Source organism: Sinorhizobium garamanticum, assembly GCF_029892065.1.
In the GTDB taxonomy this organism is placed as follows: Bacteria; Pseudomonadota; Alphaproteobacteria; order Rhizobiales; family Rhizobiaceae; genus Sinorhizobium; species Sinorhizobium garamanticum.
Genome location: NZ_CP120373.1, coordinates 2,976,256 through 2,989,524, shown reverse-complemented (window position 1 = coordinate 2,989,524; position 13,269 = coordinate 2,976,256). Strand labels below are relative to the sequence as shown.

Annotated in this window: 14 protein-coding genes; 7 read left to right on the top strand and 7 right to left on the bottom strand. The window is 61.8% G+C overall.

Annotated elements, in window-relative coordinates:
• Nucleotides 1-211: 211 nt before the first annotated feature.
• Entirely contained in the window at nt 212-958 is a 747-nt protein-coding gene (locus PZN02_RS13965) for an SDR family oxidoreductase (protein WP_280658566.1), read from the bottom strand.
• Between the two features lie 176 nt (nt 959-1,134).
• Between PZN02_RS13965 and PZN02_RS13960 the strand changes: the two genes are divergently transcribed.
• Entirely contained in the window at nt 1,135-2,031 is an 897-nt protein-coding gene (locus PZN02_RS13960) for a LysR family transcriptional regulator (RefSeq protein ID WP_280658565.1), read from the top strand.
• 135 nt (nt 2,032-2,166) lie between these two features.
• Here PZN02_RS13960 and PZN02_RS13955 read toward each other — a convergent pair whose 3' ends face one another.
• Entirely contained in the window at nt 2,167-2,568 is a 402-nt protein-coding gene (locus tag PZN02_RS13955; RefSeq protein ID WP_280658564.1) for a winged helix-turn-helix transcriptional regulator, read from the bottom strand.
• Between the two features lie 152 nt (nt 2,569-2,720).
• Between PZN02_RS13955 and PZN02_RS13950 the strand changes: the two genes are divergently transcribed.
• The 3 genes from PZN02_RS13950 (at nt 2,721) to PZN02_RS13940 (ending at nt 4,540) form a co-directional block, all read left to right on the top strand.
• On the top strand, nt 2,721-3,110 hold the full coding sequence (locus tag PZN02_RS13950) for a DoxX family protein (RefSeq protein WP_280661496.1): 390 nt from the start codon (nt 2,721-2,723) through the stop codon (nt 3,108-3,110).
• 36 nt (nt 3,111-3,146) lie between these two features.
• Nucleotides 3,147-3,887, top strand: coding sequence for an SDR family NAD(P)-dependent oxidoreductase (locus PZN02_RS13945; RefSeq protein WP_280658563.1), 741 nt, complete (start codon nt 3,147-3,149; stop codon nt 3,885-3,887).
• A gap of 242 nt (nt 3,888-4,129) precedes the next feature.
• Complete coding sequence (locus tag PZN02_RS13940; RefSeq protein WP_280658562.1) at nt 4,130-4,540, top strand: GFA family protein; 411 nt, start codon at nt 4,130-4,132, stop codon at nt 4,538-4,540.
• Between the two features lie 198 nt (nt 4,541-4,738).
• Here the strand turns inward: PZN02_RS13940 and PZN02_RS13935 are convergent, their stop codons facing one another.
• Both PZN02_RS13935 and PZN02_RS13930 read right to left on the bottom strand, forming a co-directional pair.
• Complete coding sequence (locus tag PZN02_RS13935) at nt 4,739-5,368, bottom strand: TerC family protein (protein WP_280658561.1); 630 nt, start codon at nt 5,366-5,368, stop codon at nt 4,739-4,741.
• A gap of 281 nt (nt 5,369-5,649) precedes the next feature.
• Nucleotides 5,650-6,507: a glycosyltransferase family 2 protein gene (locus PZN02_RS13930; protein ID WP_280658560.1), complete on the bottom strand. Its 858-nt coding sequence runs from the start codon at nt 6,505-6,507 to the stop codon at nt 5,650-5,652.
• A gap of 131 nt (nt 6,508-6,638) precedes the next feature.
• Here PZN02_RS13930 and PZN02_RS13925 point away from each other — a divergent pair, with 131 nt between their 5' ends.
• The 3 genes from PZN02_RS13925 (at nt 6,639) to PZN02_RS13915 (ending at nt 8,574) form a co-directional block, all read left to right on the top strand.
• A complete protein-coding gene (locus PZN02_RS13925) occupies nt 6,639-7,376 on the top strand; it encodes a glycosyltransferase family 2 protein (RefSeq protein ID WP_280658559.1) in 738 nt (245 codons plus the stop codon).
• 214 nt (nt 7,377-7,590) lie between these two features.
• Nucleotides 7,591-8,082, top strand: a complete 492-nt coding sequence (locus PZN02_RS13920) for a hypothetical protein (protein WP_280658558.1) — start codon at nt 7,591-7,593, stop codon at nt 8,080-8,082.
• A 258-nt stretch (nt 8,083-8,340) separates the two neighbouring features.
• Entirely contained in the window at nt 8,341-8,574 is a 234-nt protein-coding gene (locus PZN02_RS13915; RefSeq protein WP_280658557.1) for a hypothetical protein, read from the top strand.
• Between the two features lie 332 nt (nt 8,575-8,906).
• Here PZN02_RS13915 and PZN02_RS13910 read toward each other — a convergent pair whose 3' ends face one another.
• The 3 genes from PZN02_RS13910 to PZN02_RS13900 all read right to left on the bottom strand — a co-directional run bounded on the left by PZN02_RS13910 (nt 8,907) and on the right by PZN02_RS13900 (nt 12,887).
• On the bottom strand, nt 8,907-9,698 hold the full coding sequence (locus PZN02_RS13910; protein WP_280658556.1) for a DUF1194 domain-containing protein: 792 nt from the start codon (nt 9,696-9,698) through the stop codon (nt 8,907-8,909).
• Nucleotides 9,699-10,478: 780 nt separating this feature from the next.
• Nucleotides 10,479-11,162, bottom strand: a complete 684-nt coding sequence (locus PZN02_RS13905; RefSeq protein WP_280661495.1) for a pentapeptide repeat-containing protein — start codon at nt 11,160-11,162, stop codon at nt 10,479-10,481.
• A 684-nt stretch (nt 11,163-11,846) separates the two neighbouring features.
• A complete protein-coding gene (locus PZN02_RS13900) occupies nt 11,847-12,887 on the bottom strand; it encodes a Tim44 domain-containing protein (protein ID WP_280658555.1) in 1,041 nt (346 codons plus the stop codon).
• Between the last annotated feature and the right edge of the window lie 382 nt (nt 12,888-13,269).

The following is a 13,269-nucleotide window of genomic DNA, read 5'->3' as shown; positions in this document are numbered from 1 at the left end:
CCGCCGTAGGCGTGAGAGGTCCCAGAGCGATGCTCCCCGCCCCCTTTTGCACCACTCTGGGACCTTTCATATCGACAGGGCCGCGCGTCCAGTCGGACGCGCAAAGGTCGCCGTGGAATGATGCAGCCGAGCAATTCCAGGAAAGTGCGTAACGGTTTTTCCGTCCGGAATCGCGTCGCTTCAAGTGCAACAGCGCAGTATTGGACCAGCTTCAGACGAGCTGCGCGGTCGGACGGAACAGGATCTCATTGATATCGACGTCGTCAGGCTCGTTCACCGCAAACGCGACCGTACGGGCAAACGTGTCCGCACCGACAGCGATCTTGCTGACGAACTCCTTCGTTCCGGCCTGGATGTCCTTCTCGCTGATGTGCTCGAGGAGTTCGGTGCTGACCGCGCCGGGAGAAATGATCGTCGTGCGGATGTTGTACGGCTTCACTTCTTTCCTCAGTCCCTCGGACAGGGCACGCACGGCGAACTTGGTGGCGCAATAGACGGTAGCCCCCGGATCGACCACGTGGCCATACACCGAGGACACGTTGATGATATGTCCGGATTTCTGCGCCTTCATGTGCGGCAGCGCCGCGGCAATGCCGTAGAGCACGCCCTTGATGTTGACATCGATCATGCGGTCCCACTCGTCGATCTTGAGCCGTTCGAGTGGCGCGAGGGGCATCAGGCCCGCGTTGTTCAGCATCACGTCGATACGGCCGAATTCGTTCACCGCGGCGTCCACCAGATTCTTGACCTGGTTTTGGTCGATAACGTCGGTCGGGACAGCCTTGGCCTTATGGCCTTTCGCCGTCAGCTCCGCGGCCAGCGCGGCGATACGGTCGCTCCGGCGCGCGCCAAGGACGACCGAAGCACCACGCTCGGCCAGGTGACGTGCCGTGGCTTCGCCAAGTCCGCTGCTTGCACCGGTGATAACGACGACTTTGTTTTCAATTCCTTGAGACATGACGCTCTCCCATTCGAGACTTCGCAGCTTTAGGCTCAGGGGCTAGCCGCAGCAGAGTGCCAGCTGAATAGCCATGCCGTGCGTGCTCTCCTGTCCCTCGCCGGAGTAGATAGCCAGATTTTGTTTTGATCGACTAGAAGCTATAATCTGCATGCCGAGGTGAAGGAGATTCAACAATGCGGCGGGACGAGTTCACCGAGATAAGGGCGTTTCTCGAAGTCGCTCGGGAGCGGAGCTTCACACGCGCGGCGGCCAAGCTGGGCGTCACGCGCTCCGCCCTGAGTCACACGATCAGCGCACTCGAGGGACGGCTTGGCGTCCGTCTTCTTTCCCGGACGACACGCGACGTCGCCCCAACGGCCGCCGGGGAGCGCCTCGTGGAAAGCATTCAACCGCATTTCGAGAGCATCGCCGCGGGGATCAGCGCGATCGGCGCGCTGCGTGACAAGCCCTCGGGTCATGTCCGTATCGTGTGTCCCGACGACGCCATCGACCTGGTTTTTCGCCCGAGGCTGCCGGCCTTTCTGCACGATTACCCTGATATCACCGTGGAACTCATCATCGACAATGGTTTCACAAATATCGTCGAGCGCCAGTTCGATGCAGGCGTTCGGCTCGGCGAGGCCGTCGCGCGGGACATGGTGGCAGTTCGCATCGGTCCCGACGTCTCCTATGCCGTGGTCGGATCACCGGAATACTTCAGGCGTCGCTCCGCACCTGCAAACCCGCAGGACCTGACGGGCCACAATTGCGTCAACCTGCGGCTTCCGACGTTGGGAGCACTCTATGCCTGGGAGTTCGAAAAGGACGGCCGCGAGTTCAGCGTCCGTGTGGAGGGCCAGTTGATCCTGAGCGACATCGGACCAGCGATCCATGCGGCCCTCGACGGCATAGGATTGGCCTATGTGCCCAAAGACCTCGTTCGGCCCTATGTTGAGAGCGGACATCTTCGGGCGGTCCTTGTCGATTGGTGCCCGACCTTCCAGGGCTACCGCCTCTATTATCCCAGCCGGCGCAATCCCTCGCCTGCGTTCTCTACTTTTGTCGAAGCCTTTCGATACAGGGACAGATAGATCGTCTCGGTCAAAGCGGTCACCCGCAGTACGACACTGTCGCGCGGCGAACACGGGGGCCGGGTCGGCGGTTCGATGCTCGCCGAAGTGCGATGGGAGCAAGGTTGTTCGAACGCGGCCTCTTGCACGAAACGACTAATTATGCGGAGGGCGGGCCTTGGCGCCCTTCGCCTTGCGACCGCGCGAACTCGTTTTGACGGGCACGCTGCGACCGTACTCCTTCCACCACGCCGTCAGCGCCTCCATCGTCGGGCCGAGGCCGCGCGCCTTCGGCGTGATCTCATATTCGACGCGAGGTGGCACTTCCGCAAAGACGGTGCGCGATACCAGGCCGTCCGCCTCGAGCTCGCGGAGCTGCGCGGTGAGCATGTGCTGGGTGATGCCGGGGATTGCCTTCCTGAGTTCCCCGAAGCGGTAGACCCGCTGATTGAGCAGCCACATGATCTCCAGCTTCCACTTGCCTGAGAGCAGCGCGAATGCGCGGCGCATCTCCTCGTGCATGTTGATCTCTTCATCCACCATAGTCAGGTTTTCCATACTAGCAGCAAGTTATTCATCCTACTTGCCAATATCAATCTTAGTAGACATTTTCAATGTAGGCTGTCGGCGCGAATGAAAGTGCGCTTCCAGACCAACCAGCAAAGTCGATGAAAGAGAAGTTGCCGCAGAAACGGCGACAGGAAAAACTTATGGCCGCTATTTACATCTACTGGATCAGCACGGCGTTGTTGTCGCTGCTCTATCTAGCATCCGCTTGCATGTACGCAACGAAAGGAGACTGGGTCCGGCAGGCTCTCGCCGACCTCGGTTATCCCAGATATCTCGTGCCGATCCTCACCATTGTGAAGGTCCTGGGCGTGGTTGCAATCGTGCTCCGCTTCAGCGCGGGGCTCAGCGACCTTGCTTATGCAGGGATGTTCTATCATCTGCTGCTATCCGGCTTAGCCCATCTCGGCGTTCGTAAACCGAGCAGCGCGCTGCCGGCAGCGGTCGGCCTTGCGCTGCTCGCCGCCTCATTCCTCACCCAGAACGCAGCGCGCGAAATCCCGTCGCCATACATGCTCTCAGCGATGCTGTGACGCGGCAAAACACCAACAATCGAAGGAGACGAATATATGGGTCGACTCAACGGAAAAGTCGCTGTCGTCACAGGTGCAGGTCGCGGCATCGGCCGCGCTACTGCGAAACTGTTCGCGGCCGAAGGGGCGAAGGTGGCTGTGCTTTCACGAACGTCTGGCAATGTCGACAGCGTCGTCGCAGACATCCAAGCGGCCGGCGGCACGGCGATCGGCATCATCTGCGATATCGCGGATCCCGACCAGATCAACGCCGCGGTGGGTAAAGTCGTGGCCGCCTTTGGTCAGATCGATATTCTCGTGAACAATGCCTTCGATCCATCCTCGGTCTCGTCGTCGATCATCGATCTCTCGGCCGAACAACTGCAACGCAACTTCGATACGGGGCCGATCGCATGTCTGCGGATGATGCAAGCATGCTATCTCTATCTCAAGGCCAGTGGAGACGGTCGGGTCGTCAACTTCGCCTCTTGTGCCGGCGTTCTCGGCATGGCGAACTATGGACCTTATGCAATGGCGAAGGAGGCGGTCCGTGCCCTGACCAGGGTCGCCGCCCGCGAATGGGGCGCAGACAAGATCACTGTGAACAACGTCCTTCCCATCGCTGACACCTGGGGCGACGTCGCAGTTCCACCGCCAACCAACGCCCTTGTGCGATATGGATCGCCGGAAGAGGACATCGCGCCGGTCGTCTTGTTCCTTGCCAGCAAGGATGCGCAGTTCATAACGGGCTACAGCCTTACCCCGGATGGGGGAATGATCATCGACAGCGCCCGGTAGCCAGAGCGGGCGCGCCAGGCACGCCTGACGGAGATGCAGCGGCCGGCATCAAGCGAGGGACTGCACAGCCGGATGGGTTTCCTCTAGACCTCGGCATTTCCGCGATCCAGAGTCGAGTTCCTGTGAACCTGATATTGTATCAGGTCTCAGCCCCTTCGCATCGCCCACCGCAATTGCGCTTCGGGCCTGCGCTTCAGCCCTCAATCCAACGCAATCTCACCGTGCAAGCGGGAGGAGTTTCCATGGCCAATGCCCAATGCGCCTGCGGCGCTCTTAGACTGATGCTTAGCGAACCGCCACAATTGACTGCGCTGTGTCACTGTTTCGCTTGCCAGCGAAGAACTGGTGCGCCGTTCAGCGCTAACGCGTTCTACTCGATTGACTGTGTCGAAATATCTGGAACGTCTACAGAATTCATTCGGACTGCCGAGACCGGTCGCAAGGTCCGAATGCATTTTTGCCCAACTTGCGGCTCGACCGTCTATTGGAAGGCCGATGCTTCGCCGTCCTGGATCGGGGTGGCGGTAGGTTCATTTGCCAACCCGGCCTTCGCGCCACCTGCCATATCAGTATTCGAACAATCGAAACATAAGTGGGTGCAGCTTGACGAAACGGTAGAGCATTTCCAAGGCCTTCCAGTCGGCCAATATTAGGATGAAATATTAGGATGAATCGACGCGGGGAGGCTGGCAGTCGCTAGGCGCATGGCCGATCAGGCAAGGGCAACCGTGTGGAAATGCTGGACGCCCGAACGCTGAACACGCCTATCACCCGCCAGAGGGCCACCGCCTACGGCGCCGTACCTCGGACAGCGCGGGGCCGGAAGCCAGCCCCGCGTTGGCAAGCGAAGATCAGCCGGAGATCGCTGCGACGACCGGCACGACGTGCGGCCAGACCTCGATCGATCCGCGGTAGATCATGTCGACCGCGACATAGAGGATGATCGCCAGACCGACATAGGCGATCCAGTGATAGCGGTTGAGCAGCTTGGCGATGAAGCCCGCTGCAACGCCCATCATGGCGATCGAAAGGACGAGGCCGATCACCAGCACCGTCGGATGCTCGCGGGCAGCACCCGCAACCGCGAGCACGTTGTCGAGCGACATGGAGATGTCGGCAACGACGATCTGGATCGCCGCCTGCATGAAGGTCTTCTTCTGGACTTCGCCATGCCCTTCGGCACCCGCGCCACCGACGCTGGCGCGCAACTCGCGCCACATCTTCCAGCAGACCCAGAGCAGAAGGATACCGCCGGCAAGAAGCAGGCCGATGATTTCGAGGAGCTGGACGGTGACGCTCGCCAGCGCGATGCGAAGAACGGTCGCGGCGATAATGCCGACCAGAATCGCCTTCTTGCGCTGCTCGGTCGGAAGCCCGGCGGCGGCAAGGCCGATGACGACGGCGTTATCCCCGGCAAGCACCAGGTCGATGACAATAACCTGCATAAGCGCCAGCAAGCCGGCAGACGTAAAAATTTCCATGATGCGGTGATCCCCCACTGAGCAAAGCGGCAGCGCATCGCTACGGATAAATCATCGATCGATCAAGTGCCGATGCCGGTCTCAATCAAAAAAACTGGGGTGCGCGTCGAAGGCAGCGAGAGAGGCGGGCGCTCCTCTAGCATTGCGGTATCTTTCCGGGCCGCCCTGCCCGCCCTCATTCCTGTGCCCGTCACAAAAATCCAGCCGCCACCCAGGTCGGCGCCGCGAATAACTCGTTTCGTGCCTGATGCCACGCCACTGAGGATTCGCACGCGACGTCATCACGCCGGGCTGAAGATCGCCCTGATCCGCTGCCGGAGCGCCCGCTTGTACATCCGGAACCACGGCGCCACACGCTTGTTCGCGTGCTGCTCAAGCGCCCTTCTCAGCGCTATCTTCTCCCTCGCCGAATAGTCGGTCTCGGCGATGATGCGGCACGCGATCTCGACATATTTCCGTCGCGCCGCCAGCCGTTCCACCGGCTGCAGGTGGTAGCTGCCCTCGCGCATGATCCGCTGCGTGAAGGTCGCCTCCGGCGCGAAGGCCACCTGGCCGTTGATCATCGCCCGCATCGTGGTGAGGTGATCTGCCGCCCAGGCATAGTGATAGTCCCGGAGCACCGCCATGTCCTCGACGACCGCGTCGCGCCGCCAAAGGCCGTAGAACCAGCTCGGATGGCAACCGAGCAGGGTCGCCTTCGCCCGCGACAGGCGATCGGCGCCCTCGCTCACCGGCAGCGGATAATCCGCTTCCCGCCCCGTCGAGGTGTTGATCCGGTGGACCGGGGTTACGGCCAGCCGGGCGTCACCCTCCCGGTCGAGCGCGTTCACCGTCGCCTCGAGATGGTTCTCGTCGGTCAGGTCGTCATCGGCCCGCCACATGAAATAATCGGCCTCGCCGAGATTGAGCGCCTTCTTGAAATTCTCCATCACCGGCACGTTGATGTTGCTGCGAATGTGGCGAAAGCGCTTGTCCTTTCGCGCAAATTCGGCGCAGATCTCGCTGGTCCCGTCGGTGGAGGCGTTGTCGCAGATGACTACTTCGAAGTCCTCGAAACTCTGGCCGCGGATACAATTCAAGCTTTCGGAAATCGTCTCGGCACCGTTGTAGGTGGGAACTGCGATACTTACGCGAGCCATGTTTTCCCCGTTGCAGGCCCTTGTTGACCTGATTATATAAGCGGCGCTTGATGAGCCCCTGCTCAACCACACGCCGCCGGCGTTGACAAGCGTGTACGCCTCCGCCCGGCTCAACGCAAGGCTGTCGTCATATGCCGAAAATTGACGTTTGCATCGTGGCCGCCCGGCGTCCCGATCTGCTCGCCGCGACGCTCGAAAGCCTGTCGAAGCGGATGCTCGATCACTTCGAGATCGAGAATGTCTATATGAACCTCGATCCGATCTTCGGCGATGAGGAGGCGCACGCCGCCTGCCTCGCGCTAGTCCGCAACCGGTTTCCGGCGGCGATCGTCTTCGAGCCGGAAACGCCGAGCTTCGTCGGCGCCGTCCGGCGGCTCTGGTCGGCCACCACGGCAGAGTTCGTGCTGCATCTCGAAGACGATTGGGTCGCCCTCACCGATATCGGCCCGGACGTTTTTACCGCCTTTGAGGATTCTGCGGTCGCGCAAGTGTCGTTCCACACCGCCGAGCAGAAATGGGACATCGCGAAGAAGGGCCATTTTCACAAGCGAAACGAATATGTGCGGCTGTTCGGCATCAAGATCCCGAAGTTCACCGCCTTCCCGATCTTCACCACATCGCCGTCGCTTCTCCGAGGTGAGTTCGTGCGGGACGTCGCGCGGCTCATGGATCCCGCGAAAGATCCCGAGAAGCAATTCTACTACGGCGTGAACCCGGCGCTGGAAGAATACGTCCGCAACAAGAAGAGCTATATTTTCTCGCCTGAGAAGCGCCCGGTCATCAAGGACATCGGCCGCGACTGGCAGAAGGAAAAGAAGATCAAGAAGGTCATCCGCGGCGCCAATTCGGTGTGGGAGCAGGCTGAGTAGCCTTCCTCTCGCGGGCGGCGCGGGTCTCCAGCGCCACGGACGCGGCGCGTCTGCGCCGTGTATGAATCGGCAACGCCGCCGATCAACCTCCAGCGCATTCGCATCGGAGCCTCACGCGAGGCACCGGCGTCCGCTTTTTGCAGAATACCGGCCTCGTCGCTATCGTTATCCAACCACACTTAAAACTCCGCCACAACGAGAGCGAGTGTTCACGATGGACGACGTCTGCGAACGATCCTATGAACGGCTGACGCCGGCAGATCTTGAGGAGATCGCCGCCGTCGCGCTGCGCACGCTCGCGGCCATCTTCGATCGTGCGCCGGTCGCCGGTCTTTACCGCGATCGCGTGCTGCTCATCGTGCTGGCCCAGGGCAGTGCGCTGCATTATCTCAACGGCGTGAATGGTCTCAAAGACATCGACGTATGGGCCTTTTTCGCGGGTGGTCTTGCCAAGCCGTTTCCACACCGGAAGCGCTGGTGCGTGGATTTCGGCCCGTCCCGCTTCGGCCGGCACCCGGCCGATCTCGGCTATCGCGGTCGCCGCCTCGACCTCATGGGCCGGTCGATCGCCATTGCCGCCGGCGAATCGCCGCAAGAGTCCGTACGGCGATGGCTCGCCTCGAAAAACCGGTCCGCGATCGAACTCAGCAAGAAGCCGATGTTCTCACTGTTTCCGCAAGCGCTCTTCGGCGAACGACTCAACTAAGCAATTCCGGGAAAGTGTGTGCGGTGTTCCGTTCGGAACTGCACTGGACCGAGCAACCGCAGGAAAATCATAGCTGCGCGCAGCGGCGCGTCCGCGCCGGGAATGACTACCCGTCCAAAATTGCGCAGGGCATCGTCGCAAAACGCGATTGACTCCCGCCCAAAAGAGAACATATTGGGAACATTCACGGGCCATGCGGCCGCCAATCTGAAATTCATCGAAACGAGAACTCCGTCTATCCACGGAGAAGGAGAAGCCATGTCTGCCGCGGAGCGTTCCGATATCGAGGAATTTGACGAGTGGCTGGATGAGGTCGCAGCCGCGCTCGCTTGGCACGACGGCGACGCCGAGGCGACGATCCGCACCCTGCTCGCCGACTGCAAGCATCTGCGCGAGCAGCTGGCGCTGGCCCAGATCGCCATGGGCATGGGATTCACACGCGGCTGGTCGCCCTGTCCGGAACGCTCTGCCGAACTGGTGAGACGGGGATAAGCGCGATCCCGGGACCTGGCCACTGGCTCTTCATCTGGGACTGCACAGCTTCAAAGAGTTATGCAGATCCCTTCATGTAAGCACATAGTACATGACAGCGGCGTACGTCGGTTGCGGCACAAGGCTTCTCCAACCACCCCCTCATTCCTGTGCTTGTCACAGGAATCCAGCCAGCCCAAGTCTTTGGGCTGAAAAGAGTCTTCCGCGCCGCGGACGCGGCGCTGCTGGATCCCTGTGACAAGCACAGGGATGACGGCGAAAAAAGCATCCACCAAACGCATTACGCTACTGTCGTGCACCCTGATGCAAGCAGGTGTAAGCATTGCGGTGATCTACCGGCCGATCGCGCGCTCCTGCAGTTCCTCGCCGATGAAGCAGTTATAGGATTGCCCGTACTGGACGGGGCTCACCTTCGTTTCCTGCTGCCGGCTCACTTTCAGTCCGGAAATCTCGATGACGAGCTTGGCGAGGATCGCCGCCGCAAACTCGTCGATGTGCTTCACCTTCAGGAGAAAGGATCCCGGGCCACCGATGACGCACTCGCGGTAATAGACGTCGAGATCCGGGATCGACGCCGTGTCCGGCGCGCTCCGCAGCATGATCGGCAGGCCGTCGATCGTGATACCCTGGGCAACGGTGTTGTTGCGCGCGAGCGGCGCCGGCGCTCCGGCATTGTTGGGCCCGTCGCCCGATATGTCGATGACGCGGCGGTTCGCCCGAAAGGGGCTCGTCTGGAAAAGCGTGCGGCCGACCGCGAGCGTGTTGGAGATCGAGGTGAAGCCGATGCGCTTGAGCGGTTGGCGCTCCAAGGCCCCGGCGAATTCCCGCGCGGTCCGGGCGTCGTCAAGCAGCGTCCACGGCATCACCTGAACCGCCTTGCCGCCCCATTCGACATAGGTGACGGCAATCCTTCCAAGCGGCCCGCCACGCAACGCCGTGATGACCTTCGGGCTGCGGAAGGCCTCCACATAGCCGGCCCGCTGCACGCTCAACTCCTCCGGTTCCATCGAATAGGAGACGTCGACCGCAATGACGAGTTCAAGATCGACGGCAACGGGTTCCGCAAGACCGGGCCCGCCGAGAAGGCAGAGCGCAGCAGCAAGCGGCCATCGGCGTTTCGTCATGGCGGTTACCTTGGCGATGGAAATCCACGTTGGATCACGGCGTGATCTTATCCTCAATTTCAGGAAGCACGCAGTTATCTCAACAGGCCGGCGACGATCCGGGGGGAGAAGCCCTTTCACGGCGCAGACGCGCCGGCTGGATGCCTGTGACAAGCACAGGAATGACGAGTGCGTTGAACAGATTGAGCAAGGGCCTGAGCGATGCAGGCGCGGCGGCTGACGTTGATCCTCGACGGATAACCACGCGCACCTCATTCCTGTGCTTGCCACAGGTATCCAGCAGCGCCGCGTCGGCGGCGCGAATGACTCTTACTGCGCCGTGCGTTGTCAGACGCGCCTTTAGAGCCCTTCAGGGTTAAATGGAAGCAGTTCTGCCGGAGCAGGTTTTCGTCAGGGCAGAGGCGATCGGCGAAGGGGCGTACCCGGATGTACGTTCGAGCCGATCGCCTCTGAGCCTGACGGAAAGATGCCCGGCCCTTCGGGTTGGCTGAAACGGGCCGCCTGATCGACCGGCCGGCTTGGACGTATGCTTTGGCTACGCCGCGCGCCGGCCGGTCGACCATCCGACTCCGTTTGAGCCAACAGAACTGTTTCCATTTAACCCTGAAGGGCTCTAAGGAAAAATGCAGTCGGTTGTCGAAGCCCTGCAACGAGTCCGGGTCCAAAGCGGCATTCGCGCCCTCGCCTGGCGAGCGTTCACGTCACCGGCCCGCCTCCGCCGAATCCGATGTCCCGGTCGTAACGGATAATCGCTTGCCCCGTCCGACGCTGGCGAAAACATCAGTCGTTGTCGTGCGGGCACGGCCATTTGGCGGGCGCCGATAGGCCGGCCGGCAGCTTCGTCGCGGCGTCGCCGCAGGCAAGGTCGACCTGCTCCTGTTCGAGCCCCGTCGCGGCCGAGAGGTCGAGGCCTTCTATCCTGGTCAGGAACAGGAAGGCGCGATCGAAATCGATCGGACCTTCGAAGACCGCGCCGCTGAGATTGGCGCGCGAGAGGTTGGCCATTGAAAAGCGGGTGCCCGTCAGCACGGCCTCATGGAAGTTGGCGCGCCCTAGTTCGGCCTTCTCGAAATCGGCGCCCGTCAGGCGCGCGCGGCTGAAGTCGGTGCGCTGCAACTCGGAGCTCACGAACAAAGCGCCCTCGGCGGAAATGTCGGAAAAATTGCCGCGATAGGCCTCGACCCGGGTGAAGTTCGCCTTGTCCGCGACGGCGCCGGCGAGCGAGGCGCGCATCAGCGTCGCCTTTTCGAGATTGGCGCCGCGAAGCGTGGCGCCCCTGAGGTCGGTCAGAGTGAAATCGGTATTGACCAGATTGCTGCCCTCGAGATCGCTCCCGCCGAGCATGAGCAACCGCTTGTTGCAGTCGTGCCAGTCCGTTTCCGGTCCGGAAGGGCTCTTGCAGTCCGCTGCCTCGACATGACCGGTGAAGGTCGATGCCGCCATTGCGAAAAGGAGCGCCGCCATGCCAAGCAAGAGCGATGATGCGCGCCCCGCAGCCGCCGGATGGCCCGGTCGTCCCCCCGTCGGCGAAATCAACCCGGCCGAACCCTTCAGCCTCTTACCAGCGATGTCCATCCCCTTGCTCCAACGCCCGCAGCGAAAAGAATTTTCCAGCAATTCAAGGCGTTACGCCGGTCATTGACACGCAATGATCGCCTTCGTCAAGACCGTGCGCGTCCACCACGGCTATTTCGAGCGGTTGTGGCACGTCGAGCGCCCCAAGTGATTTTACGCTCAAGCCGGACCGGGATTAAGCGAATATGCAGAGGAGGGTTCACGAAATCGGGAATGCCGACGCCGATACCGCTCCGGGCGGGTCTAGAGCAAGATCCGATCAGGTTGCAATGGCGAAAATCAGGGATACGGCACTACCCCCTCTGCCCTTCCGGGCATCTCCCCCACAAGGGGAGATCGAGGAGGCATTGCCGTGCACCACCGCCGCGTCCCGCAGTGAGGCTGGTATTATCGAGGCGAGGAAACGGAGAGCCCGCAGTTCGCCAATCTCCCTCCTTGTGGGGGAGATGCCCCGCAGGGCAGAGGGGGGTGCAGCCCGAAAGGTGCAGTCCGCGGGGCGGCTCGGAGAGGCTGCGACGCGCGAACCCCAGCGGTCTCGGGTATCACTCTAACCAATCAGGATCGGATATCACTCTAAAGAGAGGGCTGGACGCCCTGGATGGCCGAGACCTGCCATTCCGCGCCGGGTTTGCGCAGGAAGGTCCAAAGCTCGACCGCTTCGGTGGGCGTGTCGGCGTCGCCGCTGACGACGCGGCCGGTCGAACGGTCGCGCATCACGTCGATGCTCTCGTAGCGCATCGCGACGGTCGCGTAGTCCATGCCGTTCTCGCGCCAGGCCTCGGCGACATCGCCCTGCACCAGATGAACGTCGCGAACCTCGTTCTTGAGCCCGCTCGTCGCGTTCTCGCTGAGTTCCTCGGCGAGATAGGACATGGCTTCCGGGGTGGTCAGCCGCCGCAGCGCCGCATAGTCCTCGGCACCGTAAGCCGCCTGCACCTCCTTCAGCATCGCCTCGAAGCGGTCGAGGTCGCGCTGGGTGACGCCGATTTCGTCGGCTTGGCCTGCGGCGGCGGCGGAAGAACTCGCGGAAGCGGAAGGCGCCGTTGCAGCCTGCCCGCTCAAGCTCGCACCCCTGCCTATTCCCTCGCCGATGTTTGGAATTCGGAAGGACGACGCCCCGGAAGAGGCGGCAGCCGACGAACGGGCCGAAGCGCCCGCGCCCGAATAGGCCGGGCGCTGGCTACGGCCGAAGAACCGCATCGCCAGCATGATCGCGCCAATGATCAGGCCCACCTGCAGGAGCAGGCCGAGGAAGCCGATACCGCCGCCAAGGCCGTGGCCGAGCAGCATGCCGATCAGGCCGCCCATCATCAGGCCGCCGAGCATCGAGCCGCCGAAGCTGTTGAAGAAGCCCGGCCTCCGGTTGGCCGTCTGGTTCTGTGCTGCAGGGTTGGTCGCGGGATTGGTCGCCGAATTCGGCCGCGGCGTCATCGTCCGCTCGATCGGCGCGGCATTGGTCGGCGCCGTGCGCGTGATCGGCGCGGTCGAAAAGGTGCGGCTGCCGCGCGAGCCGAAACCGCCGCCGGCCCGCCGTGCCTCGGCCACGTCGACCACCGTCATCATGACCGTGAGGCCAACCGCGACCATTGCCAGAACTCGTCCAAAACGCTGCATGCCATCCATTCCCGTTGTTTCCTCCGGCCGGTACGTCGGCCCGTGCATGGTTCTTTAAATCGATCCGGTTTAAAGAACCATGCAGTAATCTAAGTGCTGCGGCAACCTTTGTGCGTCTGAAAGACGCACGGCGCTGCAGTAGGCCATATAGCGATTGGCGGGCCTAAGTTTAAGGGCCGCCGCCGGATTCCCTGCCCTCGCGCCTGCACTGCAACACGCTCCTCATTCCTGTGCTGGTCACAGGAATGACGGAATGCATTGGTCGCCGCAGCCTAGCGCATCGTGCTTTCCGAAAATCGGACCCGATTTTCGGAAAGCACGATGCGTGGATTCAAAGAGTTACAGCGACCTTTGTGCGCCCTAAAGGACGCACGGCGCTGTA

Excerpts from the sequence above, each read along its gene's own strand:
- PZN02_RS13930 (WP_280658560.1), bottom strand. The coding sequence starts at position 6,507 with ATGGCTCGCGTAAGTATCGCAGTTCCCACCTACAACGGTGCCGAGACG.
- PZN02_RS13920 (WP_280658558.1), top strand. The coding sequence starts at position 7,591 with ATGGACGACGTCTGCGAACGATCCTATGAACGGCTGACGCCGGCAGAT.
- PZN02_RS13950 (WP_280661496.1), top strand. The coding sequence starts at position 2,721 with ATGGCCGCTATTTACATCTACTGGATCAGCACGGCGTTGTTGTCGCTG.
- PZN02_RS13915 (WP_280658557.1), top strand. The coding sequence starts at position 8,341 with ATGTCTGCCGCGGAGCGTTCCGATATCGAGGAATTTGACGAGTGGCTG.
- PZN02_RS13945 (WP_280658563.1), top strand. The coding sequence starts at position 3,147 with ATGGGTCGACTCAACGGAAAAGTCGCTGTCGTCACAGGTGCAGGTCGC.
- PZN02_RS13925 (WP_280658559.1), top strand. The coding sequence starts at position 6,639 with ATGCCGAAAATTGACGTTTGCATCGTGGCCGCCCGGCGTCCCGATCTG.
- PZN02_RS13965 (WP_280658566.1), bottom strand. The coding sequence starts at position 958 with ATGTCTCAAGGAATTGAAAACAAAGTCGTCGTTATCACCGGTGCAAGC.
- PZN02_RS13955 (WP_280658564.1), bottom strand. The coding sequence starts at position 2,568 with ATGGAAAACCTGACTATGGTGGATGAAGAGATCAACATGCACGAGGAG.
- PZN02_RS13905 (WP_280661495.1), bottom strand. The coding sequence starts at position 11,162 with ATGGCGGCGCTCCTTTTCGCAATGGCGGCATCGACCTTCACCGGTCAT.
- PZN02_RS13960 (WP_280658565.1), top strand. The coding sequence starts at position 1,135 with ATGCGGCGGGACGAGTTCACCGAGATAAGGGCGTTTCTCGAAGTCGCT.
- PZN02_RS13900 (WP_280658555.1), bottom strand. The coding sequence starts at position 12,887 with ATGCAGCGTTTTGGACGAGTTCTGGCAATGGTCGCGGTTGGCCTCACG.
- PZN02_RS13935 (WP_280658561.1), bottom strand. The coding sequence starts at position 5,368 with ATGGAAATTTTTACGTCTGCCGGCTTGCTGGCGCTTATGCAGGTTATT.
- PZN02_RS13940 (WP_280658562.1), top strand. The coding sequence starts at position 4,130 with ATGGCCAATGCCCAATGCGCCTGCGGCGCTCTTAGACTGATGCTTAGC.
- PZN02_RS13910 (WP_280658556.1), bottom strand. The coding sequence starts at position 9,698 with ATGACGAAACGCCGATGGCCGCTTGCTGCTGCGCTCTGCCTTCTCGGC.